This window comes from Thioalkalivibrio sp. AKL8 (assembly GCF_000380525.1).
GTDB lineage: Bacteria > Pseudomonadota > Gammaproteobacteria > Ectothiorhodospirales > Ectothiorhodospiraceae > Thioalkalivibrio > Thioalkalivibrio versutus.
Window position 1 is genome coordinate 32,799 of sequence record NZ_AQYF01000009.1, and the last position, 19,563, is coordinate 52,361.

Annotated in this window: 17 protein-coding genes and 1 pseudogene; 8 read left to right on the top strand and 10 right to left on the bottom strand. The window is 63.9% G+C overall.

Going from position 1 to position 19,563, the window contains the following annotated elements:
- Positions 1–157 precede the first annotated feature (157 nt).
- A complete protein-coding gene (gene lexA / locus G335_RS0109500) occupies positions 158–802 on the bottom strand; it encodes a transcriptional repressor LexA (protein WP_018176580.1) in 645 nt (214 codons plus the stop codon).
- A gap of 105 nt (positions 803–907) precedes the next feature.
- Between lexA and G335_RS0109505 the strand changes: the two genes are divergently transcribed.
- The 3 genes from G335_RS0109505 to G335_RS0109515 are packed head-to-tail and all read left to right on the top strand — an operon-like array spanning position 908 to position 5,260.
- Positions 908–3,343 (top strand): DEAD/DEAH box helicase, encoded by a 2,436-nt coding sequence (locus G335_RS0109505; protein ID WP_018176581.1) that lies wholly within the window; start codon positions 908–910, stop codon positions 3,341–3,343.
- The gene (locus G335_RS0109510; protein ID WP_018176582.1) at positions 3,330–4,580 is read left to right on the top strand and encodes a ribonuclease H-like domain-containing protein; all 1,251 of its coding nucleotides are present in this window, start codon (positions 3,330–3,332) and stop codon (positions 4,578–4,580) included. Before G335_RS0109505 ends, G335_RS0109510 begins: the two co-directional genes overlap by 14 nt.
- Positions 4,581–4,591: 11 nt before the next feature.
- Positions 4,592–5,260: an SOS response-associated peptidase gene (locus G335_RS0109515; RefSeq protein WP_018176583.1), complete on the top strand. Its 669-nt coding sequence runs from the start codon at positions 4,592–4,594 to the stop codon at positions 5,258–5,260.
- A 191-nt stretch (positions 5,261–5,451) separates the two neighbouring features.
- Here G335_RS0109515 and G335_RS0109520 read toward each other — a convergent pair whose 3' ends face one another.
- Complete coding sequence (locus G335_RS0109520; RefSeq protein ID WP_018176584.1) at positions 5,452–5,787, bottom strand: MbcA/ParS/Xre antitoxin family protein; 336 nt, start codon at positions 5,785–5,787, stop codon at positions 5,452–5,454.
- Positions 5,788–6,033: 246 nt separating this feature from the next.
- Between G335_RS0109520 and G335_RS0109525 the strand changes: the two genes are divergently transcribed.
- The gene (locus G335_RS0109525) at positions 6,034–6,669 is read left to right on the top strand and encodes an outer membrane protein (protein ID WP_051080065.1); all 636 of its coding nucleotides are present in this window, start codon (positions 6,034–6,036) and stop codon (positions 6,667–6,669) included.
- A gap of 28 nt (positions 6,670–6,697) precedes the next feature.
- Here the strand turns inward: G335_RS0109525 and G335_RS0109530 are convergent, their stop codons facing one another.
- Both G335_RS0109530 and G335_RS0109535 read right to left on the bottom strand, forming a co-directional pair.
- Positions 6,698–7,426, bottom strand: a complete 729-nt coding sequence (locus G335_RS0109530; protein WP_018176586.1) for a DUF3320 domain-containing protein — start codon at positions 7,424–7,426, stop codon at positions 6,698–6,700.
- A complete protein-coding gene (locus G335_RS0109535; protein WP_018176587.1) occupies positions 7,423–8,418 on the bottom strand; it encodes a hypothetical protein in 996 nt (331 codons plus the stop codon). The genes G335_RS0109530 and G335_RS0109535 overlap by 4 nt, the downstream gene beginning before the upstream one ends.
- A gap of 1,260 nt (positions 8,419–9,678) precedes the next feature.
- Between G335_RS0109535 and G335_RS0109540 the strand changes: the two genes are divergently transcribed.
- Together G335_RS0109540 and G335_RS0109545 are read left to right on the top strand one after the other, a co-directional pair.
- Positions 9,679–11,790, top strand: coding sequence for an AAA family ATPase (locus G335_RS0109540; protein WP_018176588.1), 2,112 nt, complete (start codon positions 9,679–9,681; stop codon positions 11,788–11,790).
- 98 nt (positions 11,791–11,888) lie between these two features.
- A complete protein-coding gene (locus G335_RS0109545) occupies positions 11,889–12,461 on the top strand; it encodes a hypothetical protein (RefSeq protein WP_018176589.1) in 573 nt (190 codons plus the stop codon).
- A gap of 263 nt (positions 12,462–12,724) precedes the next feature.
- Here G335_RS0109545 and G335_RS13955 read toward each other — a convergent pair.
- Positions 12,725–12,907, bottom strand: a pseudogene (locus G335_RS13955) (hypothetical protein); the annotation flags it as partial.
- Positions 12,908–12,984: 77 nt separating this feature from the next.
- Positions 12,985–13,149, bottom strand: coding sequence for a hypothetical protein (locus G335_RS14285; protein ID WP_196802253.1), 165 nt, complete (start codon positions 13,147–13,149; stop codon positions 12,985–12,987).
- A 319-nt stretch (positions 13,150–13,468) separates the two neighbouring features.
- On the opposite strand from G335_RS14285, the gene G335_RS0109560 reads away from it, so the two are divergent.
- Together G335_RS0109560 and G335_RS0109565 are read left to right on the top strand one after the other, a co-directional pair.
- A complete protein-coding gene (locus G335_RS0109560) occupies positions 13,469–14,440 on the top strand; it encodes an ADP-ribosylglycohydrolase family protein (protein ID WP_026304810.1) in 972 nt (323 codons plus the stop codon).
- Positions 14,441–15,031, top strand: a complete 591-nt coding sequence (locus tag G335_RS0109565) for a cyclin-dependent kinase inhibitor 3 family protein (protein ID WP_018176593.1) — start codon at positions 14,441–14,443, stop codon at positions 15,029–15,031.
- 421 nt (positions 15,032–15,452) lie between these two features.
- Here the strand turns inward: G335_RS0109565 and G335_RS0109575 are convergent, their stop codons facing one another.
- From G335_RS0109575 to G335_RS0109590, 4 genes are all read right to left on the bottom strand, one after another.
- Positions 15,453–15,689 (bottom strand): type II toxin-antitoxin system HicB family antitoxin, encoded by a 237-nt coding sequence (locus tag G335_RS0109575; RefSeq protein WP_018176595.1) that lies wholly within the window; start codon positions 15,687–15,689, stop codon positions 15,453–15,455.
- A gap of 121 nt (positions 15,690–15,810) precedes the next feature.
- Positions 15,811–16,776 (bottom strand): sensor domain-containing diguanylate cyclase, encoded by a 966-nt coding sequence (locus G335_RS0109580; protein ID WP_018176596.1) that lies wholly within the window; start codon positions 16,774–16,776, stop codon positions 15,811–15,813.
- Between the two features lie 53 nt (positions 16,777–16,829).
- Positions 16,830–18,890, bottom strand: a complete 2,061-nt coding sequence (locus G335_RS0109585) for an ATP-binding protein (protein WP_018176597.1) — start codon at positions 18,888–18,890, stop codon at positions 16,830–16,832.
- A gap of 226 nt (positions 18,891–19,116) precedes the next feature.
- Positions 19,117–19,305, bottom strand: coding sequence for a hypothetical protein (locus G335_RS0109590; protein ID WP_018176598.1), 189 nt, complete (start codon positions 19,303–19,305; stop codon positions 19,117–19,119).
- Positions 19,306–19,563: the final 258 nt, after the last annotated feature.

Below are 19,563 nucleotides of genomic sequence, written 5' to 3' on the forward strand. Positions count from 1 at the left end.
AGTTTCGCGCCCGCGAAACCACCGTCGAACCCTCCCGTGGTACCGTCTTTTTGCGCGTCCGTTTCTCGCTTTTTAACTCTGCTTTCGAGGGCGCCAGGGCGCCTCGTGTCTTGGTTGGTTTCGCGGCCGCGAAACTCAGACGCAGGCAGGGAACAAATTAGGCCGAGTAACGCCGCATTAGTCCGACGAGTACCCCTTGGATTTGCAGCTGTTCAGGGACGAGGGTGAGCGGAGGATACGCTGGGTTCGCTGCGTGCAGCAGGACCTGTTCTGGCGTTTGCTCGATGCGCTTTAGGGTGGCTTCTTCGCCATCGATCAGGGCCACGACGATCTCGCCGTTGCGCGCGTGGCTGCGCGACTCGATCACCACCCAGTCGCCGTCCAGGATGCCGGCGTCCTGCATGGAGTCGCCCTTTACCTCGAGGACATAGCACTCGCCACGCGCGCGGAGGGCCGGCGGTACCTCCACGGGTTCGGGGTTCGCCAGCGCCTCGATCGGCTGGCCCGCCGCGATGCGGCCCAGAAGAGGCAGGGTGCCGGAGCCCCATGAGCCGGGTCCCGTCGTGCCTTCGGCGACAGGCGAATCCAGTACGTCATCGGCCAACCGGATGCCTCGATGGCGTCCCTGGGCGGGCTTTACGTAGCCCGCGGCCTCCAGGGCGCGAATGTGCTTGTGCAGGGACCCGCGTGAGCGGAGACCCAGGGTCTCGGCCAACTCGTCCAGACTTGGCGCGTGCCCCTCGGCCGCGAAGCGCTGCAGGGCCTCGAGCACCCGACGCTGGTGCGGGGTCAGTGCCTCCATGGCATCCGTTCTCCAGGATCGTCATCGCACAGGGCAGAGAACATTGTTCTCCGTTTGTTCTCCGAGCTATGATCGCCACTGTACGGCTCCCGCGAGAAGATTGCCATGACCGAACCGGCGCGCGTCCTCCCCGAAGTCCCCGAACCCGAGCTGCGCACGGAACGCCCGGTCACAGAAGGGGGTGCGCGGCGCCTGGTTGAGCGCATCAAGGAACGTTACGCCAAGCGCATCACCGGTGAGCTGGTCCTGCCGGCGCGCCCCGCCCAGTACGCCGATCTGCCCGCCGATCTTGACCCGGCCATTGCCGGCGCGCTCCGATCCCGGGGCGTCGAGCAGCTCTACAGCCATCAGCGCGCCGCCTGGGACCAGATCCGCGCCGGACAACACACGGTGGTCGTGACCCCGACCGCGTCCGGCAAGACGCTTTGTTACAACCTTCCGGTTCTCCAGGCGGCCCGCGAGAACAAGGCCAAGGCGTTGTACCTGTTTCCCACGAAGGCGCTGTCGCAGGACCAGGTGGCAGAGCTCATGGAACTCAACGAGGCCGGTGATCTCGGGGTGCGGGCCTATACCTTCGACGGGGACACCCCGGGGGATGCCCGCAAGGCAGTCCGGACGCGTGGCGACATTGTCGTGACCAACCCCGACATGCTCCACCAGGGGGTTCTGCCGCACCACACCAAGTGGGCCCAGTTTTTCGAGAGCCTGCAGTACGTGGTGATCGACGAGACCCACACCTATCGGGGCGTGTTCGGATCGCACGTGGCGAACGTCATGCGGCGGCTGCGCCGGATCTGTCGCTTCTATGGCGCGGACCCGGTGTTCATCATGAGCTCGGCGACCATCGCCAACCCGGAGGAACTGGCCTCGGGCCTGATCGGGGAACCGGTCACGGCGATCACCGAGAGCGGGGCGCCGGCGGGGGAGCGCCATCTTCTGCTGTGGAACCCGCCGGTGGTCAACGCGGATCTCGGCATCCGCGCCTCGGCCCGATCCCAGGTCACGCGGATCGCGCGCATGGCCCTGCGCGGCAAGCTCACCACCATCATCTTTGCGCGCACGCGGCTGATGGTCGAGGTGATCACCCGCTACATGAAGGACGTGTTCGACAACGACCCGCGCAAGGCCTCGCGGGTCGCCGCGTATCGGGGCGGCTATCTGCCCAACGAGCGGCGCCAGACGGAGAAGGCCCTGCGCAGCGGCAACGTGGACTGTGTCATCGCCACCTCGGCGCTGGAACTGGGTGTGGACATCGGTAGCCTGGATGTCTGCCTGCTGACCGGGTACCCCGGAACCATCGCCAGCACCTGGCAGCGCCTGGGCCGCGCGGGCCGGCGCAACCGCCCGTCGCTGGGTGTGCTGGTCGCCAGTTCCGATCCGCTGGATCAGTACATCATCCGCAACCCGGAGTTCTTTCTCGGCCAGTCGCCGGAGCAGGCGCGGATCGCGCCGGACCAGCTCCTGATCCTGCTGGATCATGTGCGCTGCGCCGCCTTCGAGCTGCCATTTCGGAAGGGCGAGACCTTCGGCGGCGAGGATCTGGAGTCGTTGTTGGCGTATCTGGAGGAGCAGGGCGTGCTGCACCGCGAGTCCGACACCTGGCACTGGACCGAGGACAGCTATCCCGCCCAGAGCGTCAGCCTGCGTTCCGTCGCCGAGGGCAACTTCGTGGTGGTGGATACCACCGAAGGCCAGCAGCAGATCATCGCCGAAGTGGACTTCTCCAGTGCGGCCGAGACCCTCTACGAAGGCGCGATCTATCTGGTGCAGGCCGTGCCCTATCAGGTCGAGCGCCTCGACTGGACCGGGCGCAAGGCGTTCGTCACGCGCACCCGCGCCGACTACTACACCGACGCCATCGATTACACGCGCCTCAAGATCCTCGACGACTTTGAACGCTCGCCCGCCGGCAAAGGCGAGGCGGCTCGTGGCGAGGTCCACATCGTCCGGCGCATCCCGGGCTACAAGAAGATCCGCTACTACACCCACGAGAACATCGGTTACGGCAACATCCATCTGCCGGACCAGGAGATGCATACCACCGCCGTCTGGTGGCAGATGGCCCCCGAGGCCCTGGAGCAGCGCTTCGCATCCCGCCACGAGGCCCTGGACGGGTTTCTCGGTGCGGCTTACGCCATGCACCACGTGGCGGCGCTGGTGGTGATGTCCGAGCCGCAGGACCTGGGCCGGGCGGTCGGCGATGGCGATGCGCGCTGGTTTGCGACCGTGGGATCGAACGGCCGCGGCCAGTTGCGCACCCTCGATGGGGGCGAGTGCGATCCGGAGCAGGAAGGCCGGTTCCGCCCGGCCGTGTTCCTGTACGACCACTATCCCGGCGGCGTCGGGCTGTCGGCACCGCTGTTCGACAACCGGGGCCGGGTCATTCGCGATGCACTGAGCCTGATCCGGCAGTGCGACTGCGCTCACGGTTGTCCGGGTTGCATCGGTCCGATCCTGGCGAGCGACGAGGTACGCGGGTTTTCGCCGAAACAGGCCGCGATCACGGTCCTGGAGGGCCTGGAATCCCATGGGGTTGCATGACCGGCTGAACACCCTGCGCCGCCAGGCGGGCAGTGAACCGCCGGCGCCCGGCCGCAGTTCGGCCGAGCCCCACGCCCCGGCGTCCGAACCGGCATCCGGCAACGTGCTGGACGAGATCCGGGCACGCCTGGACCGGATGGGCGTCGTGGGAACGGGGCGTATTCGCGCAACCCCGCCATCCTCCAGTGCCGCCGTTCGACCCGATGAACTGGCGAAGCGCCTGGACGGCGAGCTCATCGACGAGCATCTGGTCCGGGTCGATCGCATCATCGCGGCGAGCCACGCCCATGGACGCCACACGCTCGAACTCGCCCGCGAACCGGCGAGCCCTTTCTGGTCATCCGACCAACGGGTGGGTTTCATCGACACCGAGACCACGGGTCTCGCCGGCGGTGCCGGCACCGTCGCCTTCATGGTGGGATTGGCGACGCTCGAGGGTGGCCAGGTCCGCCTGCGCCAGTGGTTGATGACCGCGTTCGCGGGGGAGGGGGCGCTGCTGGCCGCCGTGGACGCGGCCCTTTGCGACTGTGACCATCTGGTCAGCTACAACGGCAAGACCTTCGATCTGCCGTTATTGCGGGATCGCCGCCGCATGCAGCGCCGACCCGATGCCCCCGAGACCGCGCACACCGACTTCCTTCACCCGGTGCGTAGCCTGTACGGGCACGCCTGGCCGGACTGTCGCCTGCGCACCGTCGAGGAACGGTTGCTCGGGCTTGACCGGCAGGACGACTTGCCGGGGTCCGAGGCCCCGTGGGCCTGGAAGGCCTATCTCAGCTTCGGGCGCAGTGAGGATCTCGAGCGAGTGGTCCAGCACAATACCGATGACATCCTCTCCCTCACGTTGCTGGGACCGGCGCTGGCCAGCGTCCTGGCGCAGCCCGTCGTCCATGAGGCGTCGGTCGAGGGCGCAGCACGCCTGATGGAGCGCCTCGATGGCCCCGCGGCGGCTCGTCGGCTGCTGGCAGGCCACCAAAAGAGCCTGTCGGTGCCGGGCCTGCTGTGGCTCGCTCGCGAATGGCGGCGAGAGGGGCGATTCGACCAGGCGGTGCCCGTTTGGGAAGCGCTGGCCGAGCGGGGCGTTCAGGAGGCACTGGAGGCGCTGGCCAAGTACCACGAACACCAGCGCCGGGACTGGGAGCGGGCGCTCCGGTACGCTGAGCAACTGGAACCTGGACCTCGCGCCGATGGGCGTCTAGAAAGACTTCGAATGCGACATGAGGCGGCTACCCGGTAAGGCGATACCGAATGTGCGGACGATTTGCGCGCTACAGCGCGACCAGCGAGCTGGCCATGCGGTACTTCCAGGTGCCGGTGGACGAGGGATTCGACGCCCCTCGGTACAACGTTGCCCCGGGCACCGACATTGAGGCCTTTCGGGCGGGGGAGGAAACGCCGGCCGCGTTTCAGCCGATGCACTGGGGGTTCCGGCCCAAACGGGTAACGGATGGGCCGCGGCCCATCAACGCCCGCGCCGAGAAGGTAGCGAGCAGTCCGTATTTCCGCAGTGCCTTCGCGCATCGGCGCTGCATCGTCCCGGCGGATGGCTGGTACGAGTGGCAAAAGACCGAAGAGGGCAAGCAGCCGCATTTCATCACGTTGACCGACGACGCGACGCAGGACGTGCTGTTCCTGGCGGGCATCTGGGCGCCGACCGCGGACGGAGGGGCCTGCTGCGCGATCATCACCGAGCCTGCGTCCGAACACCTGGCGCATATCCACGACCGACAGCCGCTCGCGCTGGACGCGGAATGCCGATGGGATTGGCTAGACCCCGAGATCACCGAGCGTGAGCAGGTCCGCCATATCACTCGCCGTATGCCGCCCTCCGCTTTGCGGGCGTATCCAGTTTCCACCCGAGTGAATCGTCTGGCGAATGACGATCGGTCCGTGCTTGACCCTGTAGATCCTGCCTAGTCCCCGGACGTAATTTTGGGGCGGGTGTTTCACGGACGATTGATCGGCCGCTGCGTGGCCATCCCCACGGAACATGTTCTCTCGTTTGAGCATGGCACCCGGACAGGCTTGCCCCTGCGGAAAAACGCGTACCTATCGTCATTGGCTCGACGGCGCGAGTGAAGCAGGCCGCGCCGTTGGCGGGTCGTCGGTTAGTGGGTTCGTGTCCGATCTAGGTACGTACGCACCATCAGCAAGCCCGGAAATCCGTACTCGACGATTATCTCGGCCGGCGTGAGCTGATCGAAAGCGCGGTTTCGGGTGCGGATCCACCGGTACGCCAGATCGCGTTCGTGCGGGAACATCAGACTTAAGGTCTTGTGTATGGCCAGCAGGTGCCCGGCCCGGTCCAGCATGTCCCGGTTCGCGGACAGCGGCTCGCCTTTGCGATAACGCGTCAGCCAGTGGCGAGAGGCTTTCGTCATCCCCAGCATGGCGAGCGATTCGTCTTCATCCAGCGCCCAGTGGTTGAACAGCGTGGTCACCATTCGGGCGAGTGCGCGGCGCTCGTTTGGAGATCGGTTGGGCATCATTGAAGGCATGTTCCTTTCTCCTTCGGTCACGTGGACAGCCTACACCTGCACCTGATGATCCATATCAGGGCGACACCTACCGTCGCATGTGCCGTGTAGCTTCGTGCCCTCGGCTCCAGGGCAACCCGTACAAGGTGACTCTGGGGCGTTTTTCTTGCGCGTCGCAGAGCGCGTATCCACGGCTACGAAGATGAGCGGTACATGGAGCATTGGAAGGTACGAGGCGCGTCAGTCCTACTGGGCGGAGTTCTGTTGGTAGGGGCCGGTTCAGTGGCCCACGCGAGTGGGTTTGATGGCGGTTATGTGGGTGGTCAGATCGGGGGTGCCTCGTACGATGCGGATGTGGACCTGGACGGCGTCGCCAGCCTGTCGGGCCTGAGTGCCACGGGGTTCTCCGCCGGCTTTTTCGGGGGCTACGGTGTCACCTCGGCGTCGGGCGTCTACACGGGGTTCGAACTCGATGTGATCGGTGAGAACGCCGATGCCACGGCCCGCATTGAAGGCGAGGGCACTGCCTCGGTGGAGGCCCGCCACAGCATCGGAGGCAGCCTCCGCGTGGGCGGTCTCGTCAGCGACAACGTCCTGCTGTACGGCTTGCTTGGCTATCAGCACACCGAGTTCCGGGGACGTATCCGTGAGGCGGGTGTCAACAATGTTTCGGATACGGACGATGCGAGCGGCCCGCGCGTCGGAGCCGGTGTCGAGATCCAGCGCGACAGCGGCTGGTTCATGCGTGGCGAAGTGACCTATACCGCGTACAGCAGCGAGTCCTATGGCGACCTCGAGGTCGCCCTGGGTGCGACCCGGGTCAATCTGGGTCTCGGCTATCGCTTCTGATGGCGTGGCGCCGATCTCGGCGCATTGATCAGGTGCTCGGTCGAGGCCGCTCAAAGGCTTTTCGGCCGGGCTCCAACCCCTCTTTTCCCCGAACCAGAAATCCTTCCTGTAGCGCCCGGTCCAGTGGTGTCTGCAGTCGCTCCCGTGCGTTCTCGGTCAGTCGGATGAAGCCCATGCGGTAAAGGGCGTCGTTCAGGGCTGTATCGACCGCGAGCGAGCCGGCCTCCACCACGGTGCGTACGAGTGAGAGCATCAGCTCGGTGTCGTGGACGTGATCGAGCTGGCGCAGGTTGTCCGGCAAGCCGCTCCAGTCCCGAAGACACGGAACCCGAAACTGCTCCGGGCGGCCGCTGAAGTTTCCATCAAGCCGGATCTGTCCGGTGGCCCCCAATGTTGCACGCCGTTCATGGATACGCGCCTGGATCCGGGAGCCGGCCCGACTGAACCCCGCAGCATCGAGTAATCGCTGAGTCAGCAATCGAAGGTGGACAGGGCCTTCGGTATCCACTACCCGCATGATCGCTTCGTCCAGATCGGATTCCGGGATGTCGTGGAAGTGGTCGTGTCCGTCGAGGCCCAGAGAACGGGAATCCGTTTCCGGATAAGCAGGGTCATCGAAGGTCACCACAAAACCGCAGGTCTGTTCGTGGCAGTACGCGCGCCAGCCCGCGCAGGTCTCCCGCGGGCCGGGATTCCGGATCAGGGTCTGATGGATCTGCACCAGGGCATCGAGGGAGCCGGGGCGGGGGTCGCTCATGCCTCCCCCTCGAACACCAGCTCCACGCCCATCGCTTCGGCCGTGAGATCGATCATCGTTTCCTGTAGCAGCGTTTTTGGGCCATCCAGCAGGCAGGCATCATCCAGGGCGAGCAGGGTCTCGGTGATTCGGTCGGGACCGTTGTCCCGCGCATAGGCTTCCGCGATCGACACCAGCACCCCGAAGACCGGCTCGATGTCGTCGGGTGGCAACGGTCCCAGCCAGGTGTCCCACTGACGCCCGGCCTCGGCGATGTCCTCAAGAAGGGCCACCTCGGCCGCCGATGCAATGGAGTTATCGGCACCAGGTTGGGGCGGATGGGTGGAACCGCGTCCCAGTACCAGCAACGCGAAGGCGAGGGCGGCGAGCTGATCCCGCGAAGGCCAGTCGGCTATCGACACCGCGTGTTCGTCGAGGACGCGTTGCCCGAGCGGCTTGACGTGAGCCAGTGCCACGTCGGGCCGGGCGGCTTCCTCCTCGGCCAGGTGGCGGCGCGCGGCGGCGGCTGTTCCCAGACGGTGAAGGCCACCTAACAGACCGGCAACCATCTGCAGTAGGGCACCCACGAACCAGGAGGCGGCCGCGAATAGCCCATACAGCCCCTGGATGGCCGCGGCATTGTGTCCGCGCAGTTGAACCCCCCCGATCTTCGCCGAGGAGCGCCCCGGCCGGATCCAGTTGAACGAGCCGATCGGCGTCTTGGTGGAGACCGTGACGCCGGATTTGGAGAGGTTGAACTTCGCCGCATCCGAGCCGTAGCGCCCGCGCAGGATGAAACGCCCATTCTGCAAAGCGACCTGGGTGTTCTTCGCGAGGCGGGTCGAGACGCGAACGCCGTGGCGGGTGTTCCCGGTGAGATTTACGCCGGCCGCTCGGGTCTGCGCCCGGAGCGACAGCCCGCCGGTTCGGCTGGCTCGCAGATAGCGCCCGGTGTGCTCGATGCGCTTCTGGCGCCCGTCGCGGTCCTTCTCGCCTACTTTCAGAAGCGCCATGGCCTCGTGCTCATTGCAGGGCGATTGAGTAGGGCATTGTCGTTAGGCTATCGCCAGGGGCCTAGCGTACGCCACGAAGTCCGGGGCCGGCGCCTTCGCGTTCAGTACTGTTTTACATGGGCCAGGGTCTCGCCCGGCTCGAGCTTCGACCCCGTCAGCGTGGACGACGAGTTGTGTTTCATTCAGCCCGAACGTCAGATCTAGAACAGCTCGATCGAGCAGCTCAAGGGCACGTACCGCCGTGGAAGAATCGATCTGTCTGTTGTCCGTGTCCGAACCCAGGTTCGGGGCTACACGGAACCTTGGCTGCAGAATATAAATGAAGTCATCGCCCACGACTCGCTGGGAGCCTCGCGCTTATCGAATATCGACCGCTATACCACTTGAAGTCGCTAGGTATGCGTGGCATGAATCCGGGTAAGTCGAAAGGCTGTCAAGCTAGCCGTGCTCGAGGGTTAGGACCCTAATTGAAACCGGCGGCCAAAAGGCCGCCGAATGCAATGCTCAGACTTTCAGATACTTGTCTGGTTTGACCTTCCAACCGGCGGCCCGAAGGCCGCCCCATGCAACGTCTAGCCTTTTTGCGGATATCGATCCGGTCTGGCTTTCCAACCGGCGGCCCGAAGGCCGCCCCATGCAACGTCTAGCCTTTTTGCGGATATCGATCCGGTCTGGCTTTCCACCCGGCGACCCAAAAGCCGCCCCATGCAACATCCCCCCTCGCTTACGCTCTGTTTTGATTCTATTTCAGTCCAGTGACTGAATATCAGCAAAACAGGTTGCCCTGTCCGGGGTTCTTGGCTCCCTCGTCGTACCGGTTAACCAAGCTTGTTGAGCTAACCTTCAGCGCACATCGCTCTAGGTGGACTGGGTGCAAATATACGGATCTAATTTGCGATGTCAACTAAAATTAGAACAATGTTTTTATGTTCGTTTTCGACGGTGGAAATACGCCATTGGCTGTCACTGTTCACTTAGAACTCGGGGCGTAATAATCTGTAGAACTCGGGGCGTAATAATCTGGGTAGTCGCCCGCGAATAGTGTACTCGTATTACCGCCCTAGAAGGCTGAGTGCAGCGCGCTCTGCTGCCATAATGTGCGGGCCTAATGGCTGGGGAAGTCCGCAGCGGGGGAGAGCCGACATGCGATGACATCTGCAGCCACTACGCGCTTCTGTGGAGCCATAACGCATCACTGGGGCGTCAAAATCTGTCGCCTACTGGGTCGATGATTGAATCGCACCCAGACAGGAGATATTCGTGGCCGCTGTAGCCTGCCTCGATCCGAAGCACACTGACGACATGGCGGAGATGGACGCGCTCATACGCTTGTGGTGTCTGCGCGTCCTGCACGACCTCCAGTTCCATACGCACGTTTCGTTGTCCGACGTCACTCCTTCATTGTTGGCGGCATGTGGCCTTGAAGGAGAGGAAGCACCGGAAGGCTCGGATGTTCAAAGGGAAGCCGGAACCGAGCGCAGGATTCAGGACCTCCTGGATCGAGGCGTAGGCGAGGATTTTCCTGAGCCCATGCGCACCAACCTGGAGCGGTTGGGGAAGCGGTTATACCTCAGCCCGGTTGAGGTTCGGTTGTTGGGCGCCTTGGCGCTGATCCAGCTTAGTGGCGATCTGTACGAGGCATTGGACGCCTATCTGGATCGACGTTCGGGCCGTGGCTTCTGCATTCTTGGTCGGTTGCTCGGTATTCCCACGCGGGAGATCCGCGACGCTCTGGATGAAAGTGGGCGCCTCTTTGAGACGGGGTTAGTGTGCGCGTTCGGTCCTAGCCTCGGGCGCGCGAACGAGTTGCAGTTTCAGCTTCGAGGTCGGATGCACGAGGAACTATCGAAAGACGTCGCGGAGGTCGAGGACCTTCTTCGGTGGTTCTATACGCGTGCGCCGGCCCCGGAAATCACGGTAAGTGACATCCCGCATCTGGAGGATGAATTGCACCGCTTGGTCCGGATCATCCGGGAGAGCCAGCAACGGGGCGGCAAGGCGGTCAACATCCTTCTCTATGGTGGGCCCGGCACGGGAAAGACCGAGTTCGTGCGGCTCCTGGCTCAGGAGCTCGGGACATCCTTGGTTGAAGTGGTCCACTGCGAACCGGATGGCGAACCCATCGGACCGCTACAGCGTCTTCGCCGTTGGTCACTGGCTCAGAATCTCTACGGCCAGGACCGCAACGCGCTGCTGCTGTTCGACGATATGGATGATGTTTTCACCATGTCCGGGGACCAGGGTCCCCAGGTCTGGTCGCGCGGCGGAGTCAAAGTGGGGAAGGCCTGGATTAACTCGAGGCTGGAGGCGAGCGTTGTACCCAGTATCTGGGTCGCCAATTCGACGGTTCAGATCGAATCGGCGTACTTGCGCCGATTCACCTATGTCAGGGAGTTTCGATCCCCCGGTCCCGAGACGCGACGCCTGATGGTCCGTCGTTGTTTCGAGGGGGTCCCGATATCGGCGGAATTCGAGGACTGCCTTTCACACCATCGCGCTGTCACACCGGCGATGATGCGGCAGGTGGCGGCCCTGGGCTGCATGGGAGCATCCGGCTCGAACATCGCGACGACGGAATCATTCCTCAGAGAGCAGATCGATCAGCACCTCGGTGTACAGGGATTCGCAGCAGTGCCGAAGGCGCCGCCGGAAACGCTCCCGTGGAAGCGCGACGCCCTCGAGGCCAGCACCGACCTGGAGGAATTGTTCGAGGGTCTACAGCGCAGTGGCCGCGGGCGTCTACTGCTTCACGGCCCACCGGGAACCGGAAAGACCGAGCTCGTACGCGCATTGGCGCAGGAGCTTGATGCGCCGTTGATCCTGAAGCGTGCATCCGACCTGCTGGGCCAGTTCCTCGGACAGACCGAGGCCAACATCGCCGAGATGTTCGAGCATGCAAGGGAATCGAGAGCTGTGTTGTTCCTCGACGAGGCCGACAGCTTTCTAGCCGATCGCGAAGGTGCTCGAAATCGTTGGGAAGTCACCCAGACCAACGAACTCCTGACGCGCATGGAGGAGTTCCAGGGGATCTTCGTATGCGCAACGAACGCGTTCGACCGACTCGATGCAGCGGTGATGAGGCGCTTTGACGCCAAGATCGAACTGCAATACCCGAGTGCCGAGCGGCGCTGGGCTCTGTTTTTGAACCTGCTGGAAGCACTCACCCTTGCCGTGCCAGACTCCGGGCACACTCGGTACCTGCGACAACGGATCGGGCGACTCGAGAATCTGGCTCCCGGCGACTTCGCGATGCTGTTCCGATGCGCCTGCAACCTCGGGCATCGTTTCGAGCCCGAAATGCTCGTCGACGCCCTGGAGCGTGAGAGCGCCTCGAAAGGCCGGGTCGAGGGACGGAAATCTGGGTTTCTCTGAGTTTTCTTACGCTGGCTCACCGATCCGTGTGGGTATGTGGCACCTCGTAACACGAAGGGTGCGAATGCTTGAGATGGACGCGACACTGAAAGGATGGTATGCGACCGATTATTGGGTTTTGGAGAGAATTTCGTACAGCGTTCGAGAAGTCACTCGAAGGGATGAGATCCGACGAGTTCCTTATGGCCTGGAAGGGGAGTGCTGCCAGGACGAAACGGTATGAAGAACATGTCCTCCCTGAAGTCGCACAGCAGATGGGGCTTCGGTTCAAGAAAGAGGAGTTCAAGGTCGATTACACGATGTGTGAGGTCGATTCATCTGGCAATGCGGTTCCCCTCGTTTTCGTGGAGTCAGAGAACAACGCTCAATCCGCCGGTCACGAGATACGCAAACTTGCGTGCCTCCACGCACCTCTGAAAGTTCTGGTGGTCTGCGCTGAGTGGTCGAATGAGCCGGGAGACTGGGGACATCGAGGGTATCGGAAGAGATTGACCGACGAGTGGGCCGGACAAATCAATGCCCACAACGCCGTATGGCCGTCCGCGTCGGTGACCGGGGTCATCGTGGCGGAATGGAATCGAACTCTCCGGTACTACTCACAAGCATTAGGCCCCAGGGGCGAGATCGTTGACCCTCATGAATGCTTCTTCGACCGCGACATCAAGCAATAGGCTTGTCGTGACCCCCACCGTTCATTTCGGAACGCGTTAGCTTGGTGATCTGCTCCGAGGGCGCTCTTTTTAGAACATGGCGCGAGTGGGTGGTTGCTCGCTCCAGACACGTCCGCCCCATTAGGACGGCTGGCAAGCCGCACTCGGTGATGATCTCAGCCAGCGTTCGCTGATCGAAGACGCGGTGGCGGGTTGGGAACTGCGGGTGGCATTTCTTTCGGTCGGGAACACCTGGAGAAGGCACCAGTGTATGGCCAGCAGGTGCCCGGCGCGATCCAGTTGAACGAGCCGATCGGCGTCTTCGTGGAGACCGTGACGCCGGCCGCTCGGGTCTGCGCCCGGAGCGACAGCCCGCCGGTTCGGCTGGCTCGCAGATAGCGCCCGGTGTGCTCGATGCGCTTCTGGCGCCCGTCGCGGTCCTTTTCTCCAACCTTGAGCATCGTCACGGTCGGTTCCCGTCAGCTCGGGGTCGGGCAACCATCCAGGCTTGCATGCCTCAAGCGCTCAGCCCTGCATTCGGATTTCACTCGCGGTCCTTCGTTTCGCCTTCGTCTTGTTTCGGTTCATTCAGCACTTCGAAACCGCCGACGCCCATCTGGCCGTCGCTGCGCCGCTGCATATTCTCCAGGCGCTGCTGGCGTTCATGCTCTTCCAGCTCCTTGTCCCGTTCATGCTCTTCGTCGTCCATGTGGTGCTCCATGCTTTGATTCGTGACGGTGATGTTTCGTGTTTGGGGACGTTCTTCACCCCATGGCATGAATGCTACCCGCCGGTCGTTGGATGTGGCGATTGAGGGCGCCTTTGACCTTGAGGGTCATGGAAGGCCGGATTGCGCTGCAGTGATGTCCGGTGGCCGGACCACGATACTGACACGGTCGAGTGCAGGGTGACGCGTCAGGGGATGACGCCTGCGTGTGCTACCAACGAAGCGAAAGCGCCGTTCACCGGCCGCAATCACGTGAGCGTATCGTCAGGGTTTCATCAGGCCAACAAGAAGAAGGCGGGGCATGCCAACACTCGAAGACCGCTACCGGGGCGCCATGCTGGGATTGGCATGCGGTGACGCATTGGGAACCACACTGGAGTTCCAGCGGCCCGGCAGTTTCACACCGCTTACCGATATGGTCGGAGGTGGACCGTTTGGTCTGCAGCCGGGGCAATGGACGGACGATACCTCGATGGCGATCTGCCTGGCCGAGAGCCTGGTCCACTGCCACGGGTTCGATGCACACGACCAGATGGATCGGTACGTGCGGTGGTGGCGGGAGGGGTACGCGAGCAGTACGGGACGGTGTTTCGATATCGGGAACACGGTGCGAGCGGCACTCCATCGCTATGAGGATTCCGGCGACCCCATGAGCGGCTCGGAAGACCCACAAACCGCCGGCAATGGATCCCTGATGCGGCTGGTTCCGATCCCCCTGGCCTATCGGCGCACACCGGTTCAGGCACACGTTGCGGCGCAGGAGAGTTCGAAAACGACGCATGGTGCACGTGAGTGCCTGGATGCCTGTCGTTTGTGGACGGCCTATACGCTGGCCGCTCTCGAGGGCTCGACCCGAAAAGAGATCCTGGAACGTCCCTGGCGCGAGCTGCCGGGCTTCGAGGCGCAGGATGCGCTGGCGCCTCGGATCGAGGCGATTGCGCAGGGATCATTCCGGCACAACGATCCGCCCCGCATCCGCGGCACGGGCTATGTGGCCGATAGTCTTGAGGCCGCTCTATGGGCCTTTGCCCGAAGCCGCGATTTTCGGGAAGGGGCCCTGATGGCGGCCAACCTGGGCGATGACGCCGACACCACCGCCGCCATCTTCGGGCAATTGGCCGGGGTCTACTACGGGGAGGCGGGCATCCCCGATGAATGGCGCGCCCGGCTCAGCCAGCACGACCGGCTCGCAGCACTCGGCGATGCGCTGTTGCAGCTCTCGGATTCAGCACCCACGGGTGTGAGCGAAACCGGATCACCGGAGGCACTCTGAATGACCACCGTCCGCACCAGTACAAGCCTTCCGTTGGAGATCGCTGCGATTGCGTTGCCGGAAGGCGGCAGCATCGGCATCACCTTCTGCCCAGGCAAGCAGCAACACGACGCGATGACCGGTCCCTGGGTCCGCGACCTGCCGTTGGATCTGGAACGCATTCAGGCGTGGGGCGCCACGGCGGTCGTGACCCTCAACCCCAATGGGGAGCTTGCAGCGTTGGGCGTCCCGGGTCTGGGCCAGGCAGTCGGCGACGCCGGGTTGGCGTGGTATCACCTGCCGATTCCGGATATGGCCAGTCCGGACCGGCGGTGGGACGAGCGTTGGCAGGCCGTGGCGCCGGAAATCCATCGGTCGTTGTACGCGGGGGGCCGTTGGGTGGTCCATTGCAAAGGCGGCCTTGGCCGGGCCGGAACCGTCGCCGCCCGTCTGTTGCTGGACCGGGGTATCCCTTCAGGAGATGCGATGGCGCTCGTGCGTCAGGCGCGCCCGGGCGCGATCGAGTCCCGTGCGCAGGAGCGCTACCTGGCGCAGGCGCCGGTGGGACAGTACGCGAATGGGCGGACAGGCGGCCACGGGCGGGGCCGTTGATGAAGCGGGTGTTTATGAGGTGGGCCGGTTGGGTCGGATTCGCGCTGCTGTTCGCAAGCTCACCAGCGGCTGCCGAGGGCTACTTCAAATGTGAAACCGCCAATGGGATCGAGTACGCCGACGCCCCCTGTGCGGATGGTGCCAGCCGCCGGGGCTTTCCGGACCAGTACGAGCGCGAGCAAAGGCGTGCGGAGCAGAGGCGCTTCGCGGCCTGTTTCCGCCCCTCCCGTGTCTTCTCGCCCGGCGATGCCGCTTCGGAGCTCGCCGAGCTCTGTGGCCAGCCGCGTAGGGTACGTCGGCTGACGACACCCGATGGCGTGGAGGAGCGTTGGGAGTATCGACAGGGACAGGGCGTTCTATTCGTGTTTGTCGAGAAAGGCGCAATCACGGCCATCAGGGACTAGGCTCCGCTTCCAAGCAATCAGCCCGCCTTCACGCGGACCAGGATCTCGCCCGGTTCGGGGCGTGATGGCGAGGGCAGTGGACGCCCATCGAGTCGGTAGCCTTCCAGTGCCACCATGAGTGCGTCCGCCATCTCGGCCTTCGCTTCGTCGCGTTCCGCTCCGTCAGTGAGCGCTTCCGGTACGTCGCGGCAGGTGGCGAGGTAGCGCCCGGCGGCGTCGCGCTCAATGCGGACGGGGTAGTGCTCTGCAGTCATGTCGGTCCCTCCGGGGCTGAGTCAAACATCAAAGCCAGTCCGATATACCCAGACACCCATTGCAGCAGGTCTCGCGGTGCGAGGAGAATTTTTCAGGCGATTGACCCTTTTCCTACGGATATCATCGATCCGAGCACACCCGGTCGCGGCCATTCGCCTTGGCCTCGTAGAGGGCTTCGTCCGCTCGGCGCATGAGCCCGTCGAAGGATTCGCCGGTTAGCAAGGTCGCACTGCCGATGGAGATGGTCAGCCGGATCTCCGGGGCGAAATCGGGCAAACGGACCTCCCGCACGATATCGAGAAGCCGTCTGGAAAGGTCGAGCGCCCCATCGTGGTCTGTTTCCGGCAACAGGATCGCGAACTCTTCCCCTCCGGTACGTGCCATCAAATCCGACTCGCGCAGGATCCCTTCACAGGCCTGCGTGATGCGTCGAAGAGCTTCATCGCCCGCCGCATGGCCGTACTGATCGTTCAGCCGCTTGAAGTAATCGAAATCGATTTCCAGCAGGGAGAGAGGGTGCTGGTGGCGATGCGCGCGCTCCACCTCCTGTTGGGCCCGTGCGAACAGTCGCTGACGGTTGGCCTGCCCGGTCAGGGGATCCGTGTGGGCAACCTCCTGCCAGTAGTGTTCAAGCTGCTTGCGGGGCGTGATGTTCACCGCGACCCAAAGGGCGACGCGATTCGAGTGATCATACGTGGGCAAGGGAAGCACGCGACCCTCGAACCATTGCTCTGTCGTGCCTCGCGCGCCCGTGCGGGCGTCATCAGGCAGTAACGCCACATCGGCGGTTCGCAGGCAATATTCAACGGTCTGCAGTTCGCCGGACTCGATCGCAGTACGCACCATCTCCAGGCATTGGTCCGCGAGCGGAGCCGGCAGGGCATCATGCAGGTAGTGTCCGACCAGGCTTTGTCCGCTGACGTACATGCTCTCATTCGCGCCGCCGATCACCTTTACGTACAGGCCGTCCTCGTCGAAAACGAAGGAGATGTCGGGTAGGGCCTTCAGGAGCGTGAGGAGTTGATCCCTTTCCGCCTTCAGGGCGGCGATAGTCGCAGCTTGTGTCGCATCTTGAATGTCATCCATGTGGCGCTCCTTGGCCTCTGCAATCCGTGCTACTACGTGTTGGCAGTCTTGGGTCAGGCGAAGCCTGCGCGTCGTGCGCCCGTACCAGGCTTGATCCGATGTTCGCCGACCAGGGCGTCGGCCAGTGCCTGCAAGGTGAGGCCTGCGCGAGGCGTGCCCCGGCGCGAGTGGCCTCGCACCACCGTCGCGAAGTCGCCGGGAGTGAGACCGTCGAGTCGGCGCACGACCGCGTGAGCGGTATCGATTGCGGCGCGATCGTCTGCATCGCTTGGCTGCAGTCGCGAGATAAGCTGATCGAAGAGCTGTACGCGCTGCTGGTGATCCAGCGGGCGCAGTTCCAGCTTGTGGTCGAAGCGACGCAGGGCGGCCGGGTCCAGGGCCTCCAGGAAGTTGGTGGCGCAGACGAGGATGCCGTCGAACGCCTCGATCTGGACCAGCAGTTCGTTGGTTCGTGTGGTCTCCCAGGATTGCCGGGCCCGCGATCGATCCGTCAGGAAGCTGTCGGCCTCGTCCAATAGCAACACCGCGCCTTCCTTGCGCGCTTCCCGAAAGGCCCGGGCCAGGTTCTTCTCGGTCATGCCCACGTACGGCGAGATCAGTTCCGAGGCCGTGCGCTTGCGCAGCGGGCGGTCGGCTTGCTCGGCCAGGTGATGAGCCAGCGCCGTCTTGCCGGTCCCTGGCGGGCCATACGCCAGCAGGGTGCCTTGCCCACCCGCAATCAGGTCCTCGATAACCGCCTCCACCGGGGTGTCGGTATTGAGGTATTCGAGGCCATAGTCCAGTGCATCCAGCCCGCGGGGCGTGGTTAGTGGCGGGCGCCCCTGAAGTTCGGCCTGCTGGTTCAGGTGATCCGCCATGATCGATTCCGGCGCATCCCGGCCATTGCGCAGGAGCCGCGCCACACGTGCGGCGCGGCGGATCTCGGCGGGGGTCAGGGCCTCGGTCCCGGCCGTGTGGTCCAGCCAGGCTTCGGTCACGTCGAGGCCGTCGCAGGCGCGCGCCAGGAGTGCGCGGCGGACTGAGCGGGGTGGGTGCCCCACCTCAAGCGCGTAATCGAAGCGACGCAGATAAGCCGGATCCAGTTGATCCGGATGGTTCGTGATCCAGATCGCCGGTACGGCGTTCTCCTCCAGCATCTGGTTGGTCCAGGCCTTGCCGCCGCTTTTCGGGTGACGGCGGCCGCCGAACAGCGCCGCGAACGGGTCGCGCCCGAACACATCCTCGATCTCATCGAAGACGATCAGGGCATCGTCAGCACGGCGCAGCAGGTACTGACAGAGCTGGTAGGCCCGTTGCCGATGATGGGGTTCCATGGGGGCACCTTCGGCGTCTTCATGGTTCACCTCCCGTGCGCGTAGGTCGGTCTCCTGCGCGATGCGCCGCGCGATCTGCGTCTTCCCGGTGCCGGGGGGGCCGTACAGCAGAATGTTGACCCCCTGAACGCCGTCCGCAATGGCCTGCAGAAGAAGCGCCTTGAGCCGTGCAATGTCCGACTCGAGGTGCGGCAGGGCGAGTTGATTTTCCTCGGGAGCCGGCATGTCGCGGAAGAACCCCGCGAAGATGCGATCCGGGGAGTCCAGCGTGCCGGAGAGTTCGGAAGCGAGACCGCGCAGCAGCTCGAACCCGAGATCGTTGCTCATCAACGTGCCGCGCGTGTCCAACTCGACAAGACCGGCACGTACCAGGGTCTCGCTGGGGGCGAGGACGGTCCGGATCTCGCGTTCGGTCCGCTGCAGGGCAAACGCCAGCACCCCCTCCGGGGACAGGTCACAGGCCTCGCGAACTTCGGACAGCAGCGTGGCAAAGGCGCGGTTGGAGGCATTGACGGTGAGAAGCTCCAGGATCTCGCGTTCCGTGCCGTTCAGGCCCAACGGTTCGCCTAGGATCCGGACGTTCTGCGCGATCGGGTGGTCTCGCAGGCGCGGGGCGTCGGACTCGAATATCTGAAGCCGTTCCTGCACCGCCCGCTCCAAAGCGCGCTCGTCGAGGTCCCGTTCTTCGTCGTCGAGGTGTATGCCCAGGCCCTCAAGCAAGTCGCTGCTCAGCAGCTGATCCATGCTGCCGCTTGCGTCCTGCGGCAAGGCCGCTGCGACGACGCGCAGGCCCCACAGCATGCGGATCCCGTTCAGTGTCCCCGAACGGGATGGGCGGCTGGAGTGCACGCGGTTTTTACGAAGTCGACGACGATGGCTCATGGGCATGTGACGCTCCTGGTGTCAGTAGGGCTCCAGCCTTACACAGGAGGGCGACAGGTTTTGTCGCGTGGCGGATTTGGGAAGTCCGCACTTATCCCTCGAAAGGGGCGGGCCTCGTACTGCATGCCGAACGCACGTTTCCACGTCAGTCGCGGATCTCGTAGAGCAGCACGCCTCGAGTATCGCGGACCTGCTGTTGGCCCAGGGCGCCTTCGGCAATGTAGCCCTTGCGGTTCCCGTCGGCGTCATAGATGGAGGGCTTCCCGAATCCGGCAGGCACCGTCGCGGCGCACCCTGCCAACAGGCATGCGATTCCGATCACGATCCATCTCATGGCGACCTCCTGATCCGGTGATGTTTCGGGCAGTTTGAGGCCTTTGTGCGACATGACCTGACGCCCCGATGCGATGTACTGGGGGAACGATGGGGCAGGGGTCCGCTTTGCTATGAGGAGAGTTAGGCGGCGCGCCGGTCGGTGTTGGATGGCTCGGTTTGCTCGATGCCAATGATGAACTGAACACCGCGCTCGAGCGTGTCGACTCACTGGTAACTGCAGACCCTGAACGTCAGCGCTTCTGGGCGCGATGGCGGA

What these genes read in the sequence shown, in the direction of transcription:
- lexA (WP_018176580.1), bottom strand. Translation starts at nt 802, where the DNA reads ATGGAGGCACTGACCCCGCACCAGCGTCGGGTGCTCGAGGCCCTGCAG.
- G335_RS0109505 (WP_018176581.1), top strand. Translation starts at nt 908, where the DNA reads ATGACCGAACCGGCGCGCGTCCTCCCCGAAGTCCCCGAACCCGAGCTG.
- G335_RS0109510 (WP_018176582.1), top strand. Translation starts at nt 3,330, where the DNA reads ATGGGGTTGCATGACCGGCTGAACACCCTGCGCCGCCAGGCGGGCAGT.
- G335_RS0109515 (WP_018176583.1), top strand. Translation starts at nt 4,592, where the DNA reads ATGTGCGGACGATTTGCGCGCTACAGCGCGACCAGCGAGCTGGCCATG.
- G335_RS0109520 (WP_018176584.1), bottom strand. Translation starts at nt 5,787, where the DNA reads ATGGTGACCACGCTGTTCAACCACTGGGCGCTGGATGAAGACGAATCG.
- G335_RS0109525 (WP_051080065.1), top strand. Translation starts at nt 6,034, where the DNA reads ATGGAGCATTGGAAGGTACGAGGCGCGTCAGTCCTACTGGGCGGAGTT.
- G335_RS0109530 (WP_018176586.1), bottom strand. Translation starts at nt 7,426, where the DNA reads ATGAGCGACCCCCGCCCCGGCTCCCTCGATGCCCTGGTGCAGATCCAT.
- G335_RS0109535 (WP_018176587.1), bottom strand. Translation starts at nt 8,418, where the DNA reads ATGGCGCTTCTGAAAGTAGGCGAGAAGGACCGCGACGGGCGCCAGAAG.
- G335_RS0109545 (WP_018176589.1), top strand. Translation starts at nt 11,889, where the DNA reads ATGCGACCGATTATTGGGTTTTGGAGAGAATTTCGTACAGCGTTCGAG.
- G335_RS14285 (WP_196802253.1), bottom strand. Translation starts at nt 13,149, where the DNA reads ATGGACGACGAAGAGCATGAACGGGACAAGGAGCTGGAAGAGCATGAA.
- G335_RS0109560 (WP_026304810.1), top strand. Translation starts at nt 13,469, where the DNA reads ATGCCAACACTCGAAGACCGCTACCGGGGCGCCATGCTGGGATTGGCA.
- G335_RS0109565 (WP_018176593.1), top strand. Translation starts at nt 14,441, where the DNA reads ATGACCACCGTCCGCACCAGTACAAGCCTTCCGTTGGAGATCGCTGCG.
- G335_RS0109575 (WP_018176595.1), bottom strand. Translation starts at nt 15,689, where the DNA reads ATGACTGCAGAGCACTACCCCGTCCGCATTGAGCGCGACGCCGCCGGG.
- G335_RS0109580 (WP_018176596.1), bottom strand. Translation starts at nt 16,776, where the DNA reads ATGGATGACATTCAAGATGCGACACAAGCTGCGACTATCGCCGCCCTG.
- G335_RS0109585 (WP_018176597.1), bottom strand. Translation starts at nt 18,890, where the DNA reads ATGCTGTGGGGCCTGCGCGTCGTCGCAGCGGCCTTGCCGCAGGACGCA.
- G335_RS0109590 (WP_018176598.1), bottom strand. Translation starts at nt 19,305, where the DNA reads ATGAGATGGATCGTGATCGGAATCGCATGCCTGTTGGCAGGGTGCGCC.